The organism is Hymenobacter canadensis (genome assembly GCF_027359925.1).
GTDB lineage: Bacteria > Bacteroidota > Bacteroidia > Cytophagales > Hymenobacteraceae > Hymenobacter > Hymenobacter canadensis.
Genome location: NZ_CP114767.1, coordinates 446,471 through 460,647, shown reverse-complemented (window position 1 = coordinate 460,647; position 14,177 = coordinate 446,471). Strand labels below are relative to the sequence as shown.

At 61.7% G+C, this 14,177-nt stretch carries 14 protein-coding genes and 1 tRNA gene; 12 read left to right on the top strand and 3 right to left on the bottom strand.

What is annotated here, in order from left to right; genetic code table 11:
• Positions 1 to 260: 260 nt before the first annotated feature.
• A tRNA-Ile gene (locus tag O3303_RS02010) sits at positions 261 to 334 on the bottom strand.
• 173 nt (positions 335 to 507) lie between these two features.
• On the opposite strand from O3303_RS02010, the gene O3303_RS02005 reads away from it, so the two are divergent.
• The 3 genes from O3303_RS02005 (at position 508) to O3303_RS01995 (ending at position 3,067) form a co-directional block, all read left to right on the top strand.
• A complete protein-coding gene (locus O3303_RS02005; protein WP_269560396.1) occupies positions 508 to 1,185 on the top strand; it encodes an HAD family hydrolase in 678 nt (225 codons plus the stop codon).
• A 115-nt stretch (positions 1,186 to 1,300) separates the two neighbouring features.
• Complete coding sequence (locus tag O3303_RS02000; RefSeq protein WP_269560395.1) at positions 1,301 to 2,368, top strand: site-2 protease family protein; 1,068 nt, start codon at positions 1,301 to 1,303, stop codon at positions 2,366 to 2,368.
• 57 nt (positions 2,369 to 2,425) lie between these two features.
• Positions 2,426 to 3,067: a hypothetical protein gene (locus O3303_RS01995; RefSeq protein ID WP_269560394.1), complete on the top strand. Its 642-nt coding sequence runs from the start codon at positions 2,426 to 2,428 to the stop codon at positions 3,065 to 3,067.
• A gap of 125 nt (positions 3,068 to 3,192) precedes the next feature.
• On the opposite strand, the gene O3303_RS01990 is transcribed toward O3303_RS01995, so the two are convergent.
• Complete coding sequence (locus tag O3303_RS01990) at positions 3,193 to 4,383, bottom strand: phosphoglycerate kinase (RefSeq protein ID WP_269560393.1); 1,191 nt, start codon at positions 4,381 to 4,383, stop codon at positions 3,193 to 3,195.
• Between the two features lie 188 nt (positions 4,384 to 4,571).
• Here O3303_RS01990 and O3303_RS01985 point away from each other — a divergent pair, with 188 nt between their 5' ends.
• Both O3303_RS01985 and O3303_RS01980 read left to right on the top strand, forming a co-directional pair.
• Positions 4,572 to 7,331 (top strand): D-alanine--D-alanine ligase family protein, encoded by a 2,760-nt coding sequence (locus O3303_RS01985; protein ID WP_269560392.1) that lies wholly within the window; start codon positions 4,572 to 4,574, stop codon positions 7,329 to 7,331.
• Between the two features lie 99 nt (positions 7,332 to 7,430).
• Positions 7,431 to 8,216: a PASTA domain-containing protein gene (locus O3303_RS01980; RefSeq protein ID WP_269560391.1), complete on the top strand. Its 786-nt coding sequence runs from the start codon at positions 7,431 to 7,433 to the stop codon at positions 8,214 to 8,216.
• Positions 8,217 to 8,234: 18 nt separating this feature from the next.
• On the opposite strand, the gene O3303_RS01975 is transcribed toward O3303_RS01980, so the two are convergent.
• The gene (locus O3303_RS01975; RefSeq protein ID WP_269560390.1) at positions 8,235 to 8,444 is read right to left on the bottom strand and encodes a hypothetical protein; all 210 of its coding nucleotides are present in this window, start codon (positions 8,442 to 8,444) and stop codon (positions 8,235 to 8,237) included.
• Between O3303_RS01975 and O3303_RS01970 the strand changes: the two genes are divergently transcribed.
• The 7 genes from O3303_RS01970 to O3303_RS01940 all read left to right on the top strand — a co-directional run bounded on the left by O3303_RS01970 (position 8,431) and on the right by O3303_RS01940 (position 14,133).
• Positions 8,431 to 10,326 (top strand): T9SS type A sorting domain-containing protein, encoded by a 1,896-nt coding sequence (locus O3303_RS01970; RefSeq protein ID WP_269560389.1) that lies wholly within the window; start codon positions 8,431 to 8,433, stop codon positions 10,324 to 10,326. The genes O3303_RS01975 and O3303_RS01970 overlap by 14 nt on opposite strands.
• A 93-nt stretch (positions 10,327 to 10,419) precedes the next feature.
• Positions 10,420 to 10,719 (top strand): rhodanese-like domain-containing protein, encoded by a 300-nt coding sequence (locus tag O3303_RS01965; protein WP_044013262.1) that lies wholly within the window; start codon positions 10,420 to 10,422, stop codon positions 10,717 to 10,719.
• A 154-nt stretch (positions 10,720 to 10,873) separates the two neighbouring features.
• Positions 10,874 to 11,326, top strand: coding sequence for a MarR family winged helix-turn-helix transcriptional regulator (locus tag O3303_RS01960; RefSeq protein ID WP_269560388.1), 453 nt, complete (start codon positions 10,874 to 10,876; stop codon positions 11,324 to 11,326).
• Between the two features lie 43 nt (positions 11,327 to 11,369).
• A complete protein-coding gene (locus O3303_RS01955) occupies positions 11,370 to 11,807 on the top strand; it encodes an organic hydroperoxide resistance protein (protein ID WP_269560387.1) in 438 nt (145 codons plus the stop codon).
• A 153-nt stretch (positions 11,808 to 11,960) separates the two neighbouring features.
• The gene (locus tag O3303_RS01950) at positions 11,961 to 12,956 is read left to right on the top strand and encodes an NADP-dependent oxidoreductase (protein WP_269560386.1); all 996 of its coding nucleotides are present in this window, start codon (positions 11,961 to 11,963) and stop codon (positions 12,954 to 12,956) included.
• A 30-nt stretch (positions 12,957 to 12,986) separates the two neighbouring features.
• Positions 12,987 to 13,307, top strand: a complete 321-nt coding sequence (locus O3303_RS01945) for a putative quinol monooxygenase (protein WP_269560385.1) — start codon at positions 12,987 to 12,989, stop codon at positions 13,305 to 13,307.
• 145 nt (positions 13,308 to 13,452) lie between these two features.
• Positions 13,453 to 14,133 carry a type 1 glutamine amidotransferase domain-containing protein gene (locus O3303_RS01940; RefSeq protein ID WP_044013268.1) on the top strand — a complete coding sequence of 227 codons (681 nt, stop codon included), beginning with the start codon at positions 13,453 to 13,455 and terminating at the stop codon, positions 14,131 to 14,133.
• Positions 14,134 to 14,177: the final 44 nt, after the last annotated feature.

Below are 14,177 nucleotides of genomic sequence, written 5' to 3'. Positions count from 1 at the left end.
ATGCGCAAGCATCTTCCGGGCACTGGTATCCTGGCAAAAGCAATCCACCAGCCTCGAGCCGATAAAACGGCATTGAGGCTGGTGGATTTTCATCTATCCGATGGTGCGGGTGCTTTGCGTACGTAGTGTTTTCGGGCTCGTAATCCACATATATCAGCCCGGCCGTGCGGCTCTCTTTTCACAATATCCCGCTTTGCACTACCTAAAAGCCAAAAAACCGGATCTGACACCTCGAAAGGTATCAGATCCGGTTTTTAGGGTGGGCCCAACTGGAATCGAACCAGTGACCTGCTGATTATGAGTCAGCTGCTCTAACCGATTGAGCTATAGGCCCGGTGCGTCGCCGGCGGCTAAACCAAGGTTTAGCATCCGACTTCGGCCCTACAAACTTCGGCCATTGCGGCCGGATTTGCAACGCGAAATTGGTATTTGCTGCCGCGGAGTGAGACTTTTGCAACCGCTGGTGCCCCCGATGGTCTGCCGGCCTGGCCTTTAGCTGTTTCCCGTATGCCACACCAACTGCCCAACCTGCTCTTCGATTTTGGAGGCGTTATAATCAACATTGACTATCAGCGTACCCTGACCGCCATGAGCCGCCTGCACCGGCACGGCAGCACCATTGCGTTTACGCAGGCAGCGCAGTCGGAGCTGTTCGACCAGATGGAAACGGGCCGCCTGACCCCGGCGCAGTTCCGGGACGGCCTGCGCGCCACCTATGAGCTGGAGGCCACCGATGAGGAGCTGGACGCTGCCTGGAACGCTATGCTGCTGGATGTGCCGGCCGAGCGGCTGGCCCTGATTGCGGAGCTGCGGACCCAAGGCCACCAGACGGCGCTGCTGTCCAATACCAACCAGATTCACATCGACCAGATAAATCGGGTGCTTCGCGCACAATACGACTTTGAGCACGGTATTGCCGACTGCCTTGACCAAGTGTTCTACTCGCAGAAGGTGGGCTTGCGCAAGCCGGGCGAGGAAATTTTCCGGCACGCGCTGCAGCAGATGAACTGGAAAGCCGAGGAAACTCTTTTCATTGAGGACAGTTTTCAACACATCGAAACGGCCCAACGGCTGGGCATGCACACGCTGTTCCTAGCCCCGCCCCTCACTCTCTCCGACGCCCTACCCGCTGCCCTTAGTGCCTTCTCCAACCGAAAACCGTCCGCCGCTCCTCCCCTTTCCTGACGCTGCCAGCCCTGATCTGCCACTCTCGGAACCAGACGGGCCCTGGCAGGACGGGTACGCTGAAAAACCGGAACCGCCACGCTGGCGGCGCTATGCGCTGCATCTGGGCCTGTTTGTGCTCACGCTGCTGACCACCACGCTGGCCGGCGCCGAATGGATGACCGGCAAGTTCACCTTTGAAGGCCCGGGCCTGACGGCCGCCGAAATCCGGCAGGGCCTGTGGTTTTCGGTGCCTTTTCTGGGGGTGCTGACCGTGCACGAGTTTGGGCACTACTTCACCGCCCGGCACCACCGAGTGCGGGCCACGCTGCCCTATTACATTCCGTTTTTCACGGGCATGTTCAGCACCATCGGCACGTTCGGGGCCGTCATTCGGGTCAAGGACCGGATATTTTCGCGCAAGGAGTTTTTCGATATCGGGCTGGCCGGGCCGCTGGTGGGATTTCTGCTGGCGGTGCCGGTGCTGATTTACGGCTTCACGCACCTGCCGCCGCCCGAGTACATCTTCCAGATTCATCCGCAATATGCCCGCTACGGCGCCGACTACGCCCTCTATGTGTATGGCGACGGGCAGGGCATCACGCTGGCCAAGCCTCTGCTGTACCAGGGCCTCGAATACCTGTTTGCTGACCCCACCCGGCTGCCGCATCCTAACGAATTGACGCACTATCCGGTGCTGCTGGCCGGGGCGCTGGCGCTGTTCTTCACGGCCCTCAACCTGCTGCCCATCGGCCAGCTAGATGGCGGGCACATCCTGTACGGTTTGCTGGGTTTCCGGCGCTTCAACCGGCTGTCGGGGGTGCTGTTTGTGGGGTTTGTGTTTTATGCCGGCCTAGGGCTGTTTTCGTTGCGTACTTCCGGCCAGACGTGGCTTTACTGGGGCGCGCCGTATTTTGCCTACCTGTTTGTGGTGCTGCGGCCGGTGGTGCCGCGGCTCTGGCAGGCGCTGCTGCTGGCGGTAGGCATGGGGGCGGTGCAGCTGGCCTGCACGGTGGCGGTGCCGGGCATCCTGGGCAACCCCGGCTGGCTGGTATTCGGGCTGATGTTGAGCCGCTTGATGGGCGTGTTTCATCCGCCAGCGCCCGACGAAACGCCGCTTTCCGGCGGGCGCAAGGTGCTGGGCTGGCTGATGCTGGTTATTTTTGTCTTGTGTTTTACGCCCAGCCCGTTCGAATTTATCTGAGTGGCCTGATTTCCTGTTTGTTTTTCGTGGCGGCCCCGGCCGTCGTTTTACTACTTCATGCTTCTTGAACAACGCCGGTTGTGGGCCGGCAGCACCCAGCTGGCGCTGCGCCAGCACGGCCTTTATATCTGCCAGCGCGAATCAAGCGGGCGGGCCCTGCTGGAAGTAGAGCTGCCCTACGAGGAGATTCTGCCCGTGCGGGTGGAGCGCCGGAGTGCCGTGCCACACAAAAAACTACTTAGCCTGCTGGCCATTGTGGGCTGGTGCCTGTTCACCTTCACCCTCGACCACCGCCACGATGCCTCATTTGTGGCGGACTTCTGGCTGTGGGCGCTGGGCCTGGGCGGCAGCTTATTGGCCTACGCCTGGTACGGCTGGCAGCACCAGTGGCGCGAGTTTGTGCTGCTCACGTCCCGTTCCAGCATCATTCTCGCCGACCGTTCTTCCGAGCAGGCTGCCCTGCACGGTTTTGCTGAGGCCCTGGACCGCCGCACCAAAAGCTACCTGCGCCACGAATACGGCCAGGTGAACCCGCTCGGCCCCATCGAAATCCAGCTGCACCGCCTGCAATGGTTGCGCAACTTGGAGGTGCTGACCGACACCGAGGCCCGCATCAGCGCCACCCGCCTCACCGGCCGCCTCTCCCTCGACACCATGCGCAGCATGGGCCAGGACCTGGAAACGCCGTATGTGAATTAGACAGTAACGCGAAGCTCCTGCTTCAGCGAACGAGCAAAGCGAGTATCCGGGACCGTACCTTGTGGTGCAGTCCCGGATACTCGCTTCGCTCGTTTGCTGAAGCAGGAGCTTCGCGTTACGTGTTCTTACCGGCCTTCCAGCGCCGCCACGCCAGGCAGCTCTTTGCCTTCCATGTACTCCAGCAGAGCACCGCCGCCGGTGCTGATGTAGCTCACCTTATCAGAGAAGCCCATCTGGTTGACGGCCGCCGCCGAGTCGCCGCCGCCGATGAGGCTGAAGGCGCCGGCTTCGGTGGCCTCGGCAATGGCCTGGGCCACGGCCTGGGTGCCTTTGGCGAAGCTGGGCATCTCGAACACGCCCATCGGGCCGTTCCAGAGGATGGTCTTGGAATTACGCACCACTTCGGCAAAAGCCTTGCTGGACTCCGGGCCCAGATCGAGGCCCATCCAGCCCTCCGGAATTTCGCTGTTGGCGGCCTCTTTGATCTGGGCGTCGTTGGCGAATTTGTCGGCAATGAGGCTGTCGGTGGGCAGCACCAGGTTTACGCCTTTGGCCTTGGCCTGCTCGATAAGGCGCAGGGCCAGGTCCATCTTGTCGGCTTCCAGCAGCGAGCTGCCGATCTGGCCGCCCTGCGCTTTGGCAAACGTGTAGGCCATACCGCCGCCGATGAGCAGGTTATCGACCTTATCGAGCAGCTTCTCAATCAGCTGGATCTTATCCGAAATCTTGGCGCCGCCCATAATGGCCGTGAACGGGCGCTCGGCGTGCTCCAGCACTTTCTGGGCGTTGTCGAGCTCACTCTGCAGCAGGTAGCCGGCCACGCGGTCAGCGGGGGCGAAGTGACTGGCCATCACGGCCGTGGAGGCGTGCTTGCGGTGCGCGGCTCCGAAGGCATCGTTCACATATACATTACCTAGCGGAGCCAGCTTCTCAGCAAAGCCAGCTTCGCCTTTCTCTTCCTCAGCATAGAAACGCACGTTTTCCACCAGCAGAATCTGGCCGGGCTGCAACGCGTCGGCCTGGGCTTGGGCCTGCAGCGCATCGGTAGCAAACTGTACTTCGGTGCCGTACTCCTGGCTCAGGCGGGCCACAATGTGCTTCAACGAAAACTTGTCTTCGGGGCCGCCTTTGGGTCGGCCCAGGTGCGAGAGCAGCACCACCGAGCCGCCATCGGCCAGAATTTTCTTGATAGTCGGCGTGGCCGCCCGAATGCGGGTATCGTCGGTGATGGCGAAGCTCTTGTCGAGCGGCACGTTGAAATCTACGCGCACCACGGCGCGCTTGCCGGCGAAGTTGTACTGATCGAGGGTTTGCATAAGCGGGTTGGTTGGATGACGGCGCGAATGTAGCATAAGCTTTAGCTTGTGCCGTACTGGCCGTATACGGAAAGCGCTGCGTGCTGGTCCGACAAAGGCCACTGTCGGACCGGAGCGGGCAGCACTTTGAGTGGGGTGCGTTATTCTGGTCACAGCTTATGTTACATCCCCGTACCTTTGCGCTACCTATGAAAATCGGCATCTTCTTCGGCGGCCCGTCGCGTGAGCGGGAAATCAGCTTTGCGGGCGGCCGCACCGTATACGACAACCTCGACAAGGCCCTCTTTGAGGCCGTGCCCGTGTTTGTGGACAGCAGCGGCAACTTTATTCTGCTCGACTGGCACTTCATCTATAAAGGCACCATCCGTGACTTCTACCCGCCCACCGCGGCGCTGCCGCGCACCGAGCGGCCCTGGCAGGTGTACCTGGAAAGCCTCGGCCACCTGAGCCTGGACGAGCAGGACCGCATCATCTCGGAGGTGGGCCGCCGCGTGCAGCCCCAGGAGCTGCGCGAACTGATGAATTTCGCCTTCCTGGCCCTGCACGGCCCGGGCGGCGAAGACGGCGCTATTCAGGGCCTGCTGGAGTGGTACGGCATTCCGTATTCCGGCTCCGGCATTCTGCCCTCAGCGTTTGGCATCAACAAAGTGGCTCAGAAGCAGCTGCTCAAGGCCCTGCACCGCCCTACACCCGACTTCCGCGTCATCGGCACGGAGGACTGGGACGCCGCCGACCCGCAGGCCACGCTCGACTATCTGGTGCGCGAGCTGGGCTTGCCGCTGGTGTTCAAGGCGCCGCGCCAGGGCAGCAGCATCGGCATCAGCATCCTGCGCGAAGCCAACCTGGCCCAGTTTCAGGCCGCCGTCGAGCGCAGCCTGTTCCGCAAAACCGTAACCCGCCACGAGTGGCTGGCCCTCACCGACGATAAGAAAATCCAGTGGCTGCAGCAGCTGGTGGATATCCGCGACGGTATCGGCCTACCGGTGGTCCTTGATGAGTTGTCAGTTGTCGGTTCTTCGTTGTCAGTTAATGATGACCTGACAACTGACAACCAGCAACAAACAACTAATTTCCTCTACCACCCCGAAGCCCTGCTGGCTGCCCTGAACGAGCGGCTGCAGACCGCCGAATCGGTGCTGCTGACCAACGTGGACGGCGAGGCGCAGGTGCTAGTGGAAAGCTTCGTGCAGGGCCGTGAGTTTTCGTGCATCGTGGTGGAAGACCCCAACGGCCAGCCGCTGGCGCTGCCGCCCACGGAGATTGTGAAGGGCGAGGAGATGTTCGACTACCGCTCGAAATACCTGCCCGGCCTGAGCCGCAAAATAACGCCCATCGACCTACCTGAAGCCGATATCCAGCGCATCCGCGAGGCCTGCGAGGAGATGTTCACCACCTTCGGTTTCCAGGTGTATGCGCGCCTGGATGGGTTTATTTCCCCCGACGGTCAACTCTTCCTCAACGACCCGAACACCACTTCCGGCATGTTGCCGGCGTCGTTCTTTTTTCACCAGGCGGCTGAAATCGGTTTGAATCCATCGCAGTTTCTCACGTTCCTGATTCGCACGTCGCTGGCGGCGCGGCGGCGCGGCGGCATGCAGCCAGTGCGCCTGGCCGGCCTGCTCGCGCAGCTGGATGCCGCCGTGGCGGCCCGGGCCAGCGAGGTGCGCACCCGCACCAAAGTGGCCGTGATTATGGGCGGCTACTCATCGGAGCGGCACATTTCGGTGGAAAGCGGCCGCAACATCTTCGAGAAGCTTAGCTCCTCGGTGAAGTACGAGCCGGTGCCCGTGTTCCTGACCGGCAACAGCGACGAGTTCCGCCTCTACGTGCTGCCCATCAACGTGATGCTTAAGGATAACGCCGACGACATCCGGGAAAAAGTGGAGCACATGGAAGCCGGCCATGGCCTGCACCCCATCCTGGAGCGTATCCGGCAGGAAGCCCACGAAATCACCCGCACCTTTGCGGGGCAGCTCACGGCCCAGCCGCGCCGCGTGTCGTTCACGGAGCTGGCCGACATGGTGGACGAGGTGTTTATTGCCCTGCACGGCCGCCCCGGCGAGGATGGTGCCCTGCAGCGCGAGCTGGAAAAGTTCAGGCTGCCCTACAACGGCTCAGGCGTGGACAGCTCCTCGGTCACGATCAACAAGTTTGAAACCAACCGCCGACTGCGCGAAGCCGGGCTGCGCGTGGCCGAGCACCGCATGGCCAGCCGCCTGGAGTGGGCCGCCGACGCCGAAAGCTTCTACCAGAGCCTGGAAACGCAGTTCCCCTACCCCTTCATCGCCAAGCCCGCCGACGACGGCTGCTCCTCGGCCGTGAAGAAAATCAAGACCCGGCCGGAGTTGGAGGCCTTCACCCGCCTCATCTTCCGCAACCAAGAAGACCTGATGCCCGCCGAGGCCACCACGCTCAGCCTGGGCTTCAAGGAGGAATTTCCGCAGAAGGACGCTTTCCTGGTGGAAACCCTGATTTCGCGCGACGGCGCAGCCCATTTCCTGGAAGTAACCGGCGGCCTGCTCACGCACTACGGCCCCGAGGGCGAGCTACAGATTGAGGTATTTGAAGCCTCGGAGGCCCTGGCGACCGGCGAGGTGCTGAGCCTGGAGGAGAAGTTTCTGGCCGGCGAAGGCCAGAACATCACGCCGGCCCGCTACGCGCCGGAGCCCCAGGAGCGCCAGCGCATTTCCGAGGAAGTGAAGCAGGAGCTGCGCCGCGTGGCCGAAATCCTGAACATCCAGGGCTACGCCCGCATCGACGCCTTTGTGCGCGTGCGCGACAACGGGGCGGTGGAAGTGCTTATCATCGAGGTAAACTCGCTGCCCGGCATGACACCCGCCACCTGCATCTTCCACCAGACCGCGCTGGCCGGCTATACGCCCTACCAGTTCATCGACCAGATCCTGGAGTTCGGCAAGCAGCGCAGTGAGCGGCAGATTGTAGCATAAGCTTTAGCTTGTGCCGTTAACCGCCCGCTGACTCTTCCTTTTTTCCTTCTCCCTCGCCGCTCATCCACAACTGGCGGCGCAAGCTAAAGCTTACGCTACATGTCCTTTTTCAAATCTGATACGCCGCTTGACCTGGTAAAGCACCTGCTGGTGATTGGCCTGGCCACGGCGGCGCTGGTGTTCGGGTTCTTCTTTGTGTATCTGCCCCTGACCACCAACCACGGCGAAACCATTGTGGTGCCTAAAATCACGGGCATGAACCAGGCCGACCTCGAAGACTACCTCGACGAGCGCAACCTACGCTTCTACGTCGACGACAGCTCCTACAACCCCGGCACGCGCCCGTTTACAGTACTCAACCAGGACCCCGCGCCCGGCCAGAATGTGAAGGAAGACCGCAAGATCTATATCACGGTGGCCATGAAAAACCCGCCCGTCATCAAGATGCCCAAGCTGACGGATGGCTCGGTGAAAAACGCCCAGATGATTCTCGGCAGCTACGATTTGGTGGTGGGCCAGATCAAGCTGGTGCCTAACATTCAGCAGAATGCCGTGCTGCGGCAGCTGGTGGGCGGCAAAGACATTGCGCCCGGCGCGGCCATTGCCAAAGGCACCAAGGTAGACCTGGAAGTGGGCGACGGCCTCGGCAACCAGGAATTCCCAATGCCTAACCTCATCAATATGCCGGCCGATGAAGCCACTACGCTGCTCGTGGGCCAGGGCCTGCAGCTGGGCGAAGTATTCTACCAGCCCGCCCAGGACGGCGAAACCGACGGCACCGTGGTGAAGCAGCGCCCCGTGGCTGCCCCCGACGCCACCATCCGCATGGGCCAGCTGGTAGACATCTGGGTGGCCGGCGACGAGCCGGTGAAAAGCGTAAACTAAAATCACAGATGGTGCAGATTAAGAGGGATTTCGCTGATGAATTTCCTGCAAAAGAGCCGCGCTGTTGCGCGGCTCTTTTGTTGATGGGGTGTTCCAGACGCGAACCGCTGCCGCCCCTGCAAATCCGCGAAATCCTTTTTCAATCTGCACCATCTGTGATTGAAATTTTAAGCTGCGCCGGCGCGTTTCAAGCCGGTAGCCTAACTTGCTTTCGATGATGTATTCCAAAATTCTACGCGTTTCTGCCTTATCGATTCTGGGTCTGCTGCCCCTGGCCACGATGGCCCAGGACCTACGCTCGCTCTCCACTGACCCGGGCCGGACGGCGCCGGCAGACCGCCCGGCCACGGCCCAGCGCGGGCAGGCCCTGACGCTACCCTTCTTCGACGACTTCACGACGCCCCTGGACGGCACGCCGAAAGCAGCGAACTGGCTGCCCGGCGGCGGGGTGCTCGTCAACAACCGTTTTCCACTGGCGCCGCCCACACGCGGCGTAGCCACCTTCGACGGCCAGCGGGCCAACGGCCGCCCCTACGGCAGCGGCTACAGCGACATCGACACGCTGGCGTCGCAGCCCATTGACCTGAGCGGGCGCACCGCCACCGACCGGCTGTATTTGGGCTTCTACTGGCAGGCAGGCAATATTTTCCGACGGCCTTCCGCCAATTCCAGCACGGCCGCCGTATCGCTACAATTGGAGTTCAAAGACCAAAACGGCCTGTGGGTGCCGGTCTGGACGCGCCGCAGCGACGGCACGCGCGAGGCCTTCCGGCGCAAGTTCGTGGCCATCGACCAGGCGCGGTTTCTGCATGGTGATTTCCAGTTCCGGTTTCGGGCCAAAGGCAGCTTGGCCAACAACGACGATTCCTGGAGCATCGACTACGTGAAACTGGCTCCGGTGCGGGTGCGCGCCGACTCGCTGTATCAGGACGTGGCCACCAGCCGCCCGCTGAGCAGCTTGCTGGCCCGCGGCACGGCCATGCCGGTGGGGCAGTTCAACGCCGCCCCCAACCCTACCGCACTGCTCAACCCGGCCACGTTCACCACCATTAACAACCTCTCCGACAGCGGCTTTCCGGTGCCCGGCCGTTGGGTGGGCCAGCTGGACGTGCTACCGGCCGGCCCGGCGGCGCTGTTCCGCACTACCGACTTCTTCTCGCTGAGCAGCCCGCAGTTTCAAGCCCGGATTGAGGGCGACCTACGCAGCAGCCCGCTGCCGGTGTCGGCGGCGGCCAAAACGGTGCGGCACCGCCTCACGCTCATCACCAACGAAGCCAACACCGACCCGCGCACCCTGCCCAACGACACCATCTCGCGCGTGACCGAGTTGAGCGACTATTTCGCCTACGACGACGGCACCGCCGAAGCCAGCGTGAGCGTGCCCCAGCCCGGGCTGGCCCAGAACTACTACGCGCTGCGCTTTGAGCTCAACAAACCCGACCAGGTGCGCAGCATCCGCATTTCGCCGTCGTATCCGAGCGCGGCGGGCCGCACCATCACGGTGAACGTGTGGGATGCCGACCCGGCCAACAACGGGGCACCCACGCGCCAGCCCAAGGCCACGCAGAGCGTGCAGATTCCGGCCTCGTTGCCACCCGGCCAGACGTTTCTGGAAGTTGCGTTTGCGGCGCCGGTGCCGGTGAGCGGGCGGTTCTATGCCGGCTACGGCCACGGCGTCATCACCACGCCGCTCAGCATAAACATTGACCTGAACAACGTGCCGGAAGCCGGGGCGTTCTGGCAGTTCACGAGTAACTTCTGGGAGCCAAAGTCCACGGCTTCGCTCGACACGCCGCCGCAGTACGAAGGCTGGGCCCTGATGCTACGCCCGCTGATGACCAACACGGTGCTCAGCAGCGCCCCGGCGTCGGTGGCCGCTGCCTACAGCCTCTACCCCAACCCCGCCTCGCAGGGGCAGGTGCGGGTGCAGGGCCGCTACGCCCGTGCGCAGGTGCTTGATGCCCTGGGCCGCGTGGCCTGGCAGCAGCCAGCCAGCCAGCACGGCCAACCCCTGCTGGAGCTGGGCGCGCTGCCCGCCGGCCTCTACTTGGTACAGCTGACGCTAGCCGATGGCCTGACCGTGAGCAAACGCCTGATACTGAACAAATAGATAATCTGCGGGCCCTTTTTGCGTGGTACTTCTGTGGAGTTTTGCCACCTTTACACTCCACAATTTTCCTTCCACCACCCTTTACATAGCCCTATGGCCGATATAACTCCTGCCGAGCTAAAACAACGCCAGGCCGCTGGCGAAAAGCCTACCATTATTGACGTGCGCGAGCCCTGGGAAAACGAGGAAGGCCGCATTGAGGGCAGCCAGAATATTCCGCTTAACACGCTGCCCCAGAAGCTGGAAGAGCTGGAAGATCTTAAGGACCAGGAAATTATCGTGCACTGCAAGAGCGGCGGCCGTTCCACCTCGGCCAAAGCCTACCTCACCCAGCAGGGCTTTATGCAGGTGCGCAACCTGCTTGGCGGTTTTCAGGCGTATCAGCAGGCGTAGCTTTTTCTACCCTATTTGCCAGAGTCGTTTCCTCATCTAGGGAAACGACTCTTTTTTTTATAACTGTTTACCAGTCACTTAGCATAATGCACTTTATTTAATTGCACACAATTAAACATTACACAACCACAAGCCGTTTACTATCTCAAATCCCATGAGCAACTCCCCTTCCCTTCCATCTGACGAAACGCTGCAGAAACTGGAAAACCAGCTGTGTTTTCCTATTTATGCGGTTTCTAGGCTGCTGACCAAGGCCTACCAGCCCTATCTGCAGGAGCTGGACCTGACGTATCCGCAGTATCTGGTGCTGATGCTGCTGTGGGAGCACGACGAGCTGACGGTAAAAGCCCTGGGCGAAAAGCTACTGCTCGACTCGGGCACGCTCACGCCGCTGCTCAAGCGCCTGGAGCAGAAGCAGTGCGTGAGCCGCCGCCGCGACCCGCGCGACGAGCGTTCCGTCATTATCAGTCTGCTGCCGGCCGGCCGCGAGCTGCAGCAGCGGGCTTGCCACATCCCGGCTACCCTGTTTGCCCGGCTGGATATGTCGCCCGTCGAATTTGAAACCCTGCGGGCTCAGCTTCAACACTTACTCATTCAGTTGTCCTGACTCCGGGCCAGCTTTTCTTTCTTTTCTCTTCTTTCTTTACCCGATGAAAATCAACAAAGTCTTCACCGCACAGGCGAAAGCCAAAGGTGGCCGCGACGGCCAGGTTACGTCCAAAGACGAGGTCATCAACATTCCGCTGAGCACGCCCAAGGAAATGGGCGGCCCCGGCAAGCCTAACTCCACCAACCCCGAGCAGCTGTTTGCCGCCGCTTATGCCTCGTGCTTCGAGGGCGCGCTGGGCGTAGCGGCCCGCCAGGCCAACGTGAAGCTGAACGGCGTGACGGTGGAAGCCCTGATTGGTTTCGGCCAGGCTGAAGACGGCGGCTACGGCATTTCGGCCGACCTGCACATCAACATTCCCGGCGTAGAGCAGCCACAGGCCGAAGAGCTGGTGCAGGCTGCCCACGGCATCTGCCCCTACTCGCGCGCTACCCGCGGCAACATCGAGGTGAACCTCACGACCACCACCGAAGCCGCCTAAGCTGCCCGTTAGCTTAGCAATGTCACTGTCATCCTGAGCTTGCGAAGGACCTTGCAATGTCTGAACGACTCGTTCAATGGGAATCCATTCATTGTAAGGCCTTTCACAAGCTCGGGATGACAGTTGATATTTACTCTTCCTTTTCCCCGAGCTATGCAAACCCAATCCATTGTGCTGGCCAGCCGCCCCCAGGGCACGCCGACCGCCGAACAGTTCCGATTTGAAACGCTGGTGCTGCCGCCATTGGCGGCCGGCCAGGTGCTGCTGAGAACCCGCTACGTGTCGGTTGACCCGTACATGCGCGGCCGGATGAGCGCCGCCAAGTCCTACGTGGCGCCGTTTGAGGTGGGCCAGCCGATTGCGGGTGGCGTGGTGGCCGAGGTAGTGGAAAGCCAGTCCGACACCCTGCCCGTGGGCAGCGTGGTAGTGGGCAACCTGCCGTGGCAGCAGCACAGCGTTGCGGACGGCAAGGGCCTGAACCGGATTCCAACGGACAAGGCGCCGGTGAGCTACTTCCTGGGGCTGCTGGGCATGCCCGGCCTCACGGCGTATTTCGGGCTGCTTGATATCTGCCAGCCCAAAGCGGGCGAAACGGTGGTGGTATCGGGTGCGGCCGGCGCAGTAGGCATGGTGGTGGGCCAGCTGGCCAAAATCCAGGGCTGCCGCGTGATTGGCACGGCCGGCTCCGACGAGAAGGTGGCCTATCTGAAAGAGTTGGGCTTTGATGAAGCCATCAACTACAAAACCGCCAACATTGCCGAAGCCCTGGCCGCCGCCGCCCCCAACGGCATCGACTGCTACTTCGACAACGTGGGCGGCCCCATCACCGACGCCGTATACGACCTGCTCAACAAGCACGCACGCATTGCGCTCTGCGGCCAGATTTCCACCTACAACAGCACCGAAGCACCCGTGGGCCCGCGCCCCGAGGGCAAGCTGCTCAAAACCAGCACCAAGCTGCAGGGCTTCATCGTGAGCGACTACCTGCCGCAGTGGCCGGAGGGCGTGGCCAAGCTCACGGAGTGGTATGGCCAGGGCAAGCTGAAGTTCGAGGAAACTGTTACGGAAGGCTTTGACCAGATTCCGGCCGCTTTCCTGGGCTTGTTCCAGGGCGACAACACCGGTAAGGCCATCGTGAAGGTAGCCTAGCTTTTTTCTCTCCTTCAACTCCCGCTTTTCATGGCAACTCCAGCTGAAATCTATTGCGTGGCCGCCGAGTGGCTGGTGCCCACCGAGCACATCGACACCGTCCGCGGCCTGTTGACGGAAGCCGCCGCCGCCGTGCGCCAGCACGAGCCCGGCAACCTGCTCTACATTGCCCATGAGTCGGCCGACGAGCCGGGGCGCTTCTTCGTGTATGAGCAGTACGCCAACCAGGAAGCGCAGATTGCGCACCGCGCCGCGCCCCACTTCCAGGACCTAGTGTTGGGCCAGATAGTACCGCTGCTGGCCGAGCGCAAAACCTCCTTTTACCACCTGCTGCCCGTACAGGGCCAGTAGCCGAATCCCGGCGGATGCGCCGTAGCGCGAACTTTGTAGTTCGCGCCCCCGAACGACAGCCGCCTAAACGGCGCGGGGACGCGAACTACAAAGTTCGCGCTACGGCCGTTCACCACCCGTTTTTCAACCCCTTTTTCCTACAACCATGAACATTCTGATGGTATTGACGTCCCACGACCAGCTGGGCGATACAGGACATAAAACCGGCTTCTGGCTGGAAGAATTCGCCGCGCCTTACTACGTGTTCAAGGATGCCGGCGCCACGCTCACGCTGGCCTCGCCGGCCGGTGGCCAGCCGCCCCTCGACCCCAAGAGCGACGACCCAAGCGCCCAGACCGACGCCACCAAGCGCTTCAAAGCCGACACCGACGCCCAGCAGGCCTTGGCCAGCACCGTGAAGCTGGATACGGTAAACGCTGCTGATTTCGACGCCGTGTTCTACCCCGGCGGCCACGGCCCGCTGTGGGATTTGGCCGAGGACAAAAAGTCCATCGAGCTGATTGAGAACTTCTACGCCGCCGGCAAGCCGGTAGCGGCCGTGTGCCACGCCCCCGGCGTGCTGCGCCACGTGAAGGACGCCAACGGCGAGCCGCTGGTTAAAGGCAAATCGGTAGCGGGCTTCACCAACACCGAAGAAGAAGCCGTACAGCTGACCAACGTAGTGCCTTTCCTGGTGGAAGACATGCTGAAGCAGAACGGCGGCGACTACTCCAAAGGCGCCGACTGGGCTCCTTACGTAGTGAAAGCCGGCAACCTGATTACCGGCCAGAACCCCGCCTCGTCGGAGCCGGCCGCTGAGGAACTGCTGAAATTGCTGAAGAAATAACTTCGAGTTTTCTCAAAAAAAAGCCGCCCCGGCTGTGCCTGTTC

Excerpts from the sequence above, each read along its gene's own strand:
- O3303_RS01945 (WP_269560385.1), top strand. The coding sequence starts at position 12,987 with ATGGCAACTCCAGCTGAAATCTATTGCGTGGCCGCCGAGTGGCTGGTG.
- O3303_RS01985 (WP_269560392.1), top strand. The coding sequence starts at position 4,572 with ATGAAAATCGGCATCTTCTTCGGCGGCCCGTCGCGTGAGCGGGAAATC.
- O3303_RS01950 (WP_269560386.1), top strand. The coding sequence starts at position 11,961 with ATGCAAACCCAATCCATTGTGCTGGCCAGCCGCCCCCAGGGCACGCCG.
- O3303_RS01990 (WP_269560393.1), bottom strand. The coding sequence starts at position 4,383 with ATGCAAACCCTCGATCAGTACAACTTCGCCGGCAAGCGCGCCGTGGTG.
- O3303_RS01960 (WP_269560388.1), top strand. The coding sequence starts at position 10,874 with ATGAGCAACTCCCCTTCCCTTCCATCTGACGAAACGCTGCAGAAACTG.
- O3303_RS01940 (WP_044013268.1), top strand. The coding sequence starts at position 13,453 with ATGAACATTCTGATGGTATTGACGTCCCACGACCAGCTGGGCGATACA.
- O3303_RS01965 (WP_044013262.1), top strand. The coding sequence starts at position 10,420 with ATGGCCGATATAACTCCTGCCGAGCTAAAACAACGCCAGGCCGCTGGC.
- O3303_RS02005 (WP_269560396.1), top strand. The coding sequence starts at position 508 with ATGCCACACCAACTGCCCAACCTGCTCTTCGATTTTGGAGGCGTTATA.
- O3303_RS01995 (WP_269560394.1), top strand. The coding sequence starts at position 2,426 with ATGCTTCTTGAACAACGCCGGTTGTGGGCCGGCAGCACCCAGCTGGCG.
- O3303_RS01970 (WP_269560389.1), top strand. The coding sequence starts at position 8,431 with ATGATGTATTCCAAAATTCTACGCGTTTCTGCCTTATCGATTCTGGGT.
- O3303_RS01980 (WP_269560391.1), top strand. The coding sequence starts at position 7,431 with ATGTCCTTTTTCAAATCTGATACGCCGCTTGACCTGGTAAAGCACCTG.
- O3303_RS01955 (WP_269560387.1), top strand. The coding sequence starts at position 11,370 with ATGAAAATCAACAAAGTCTTCACCGCACAGGCGAAAGCCAAAGGTGGC.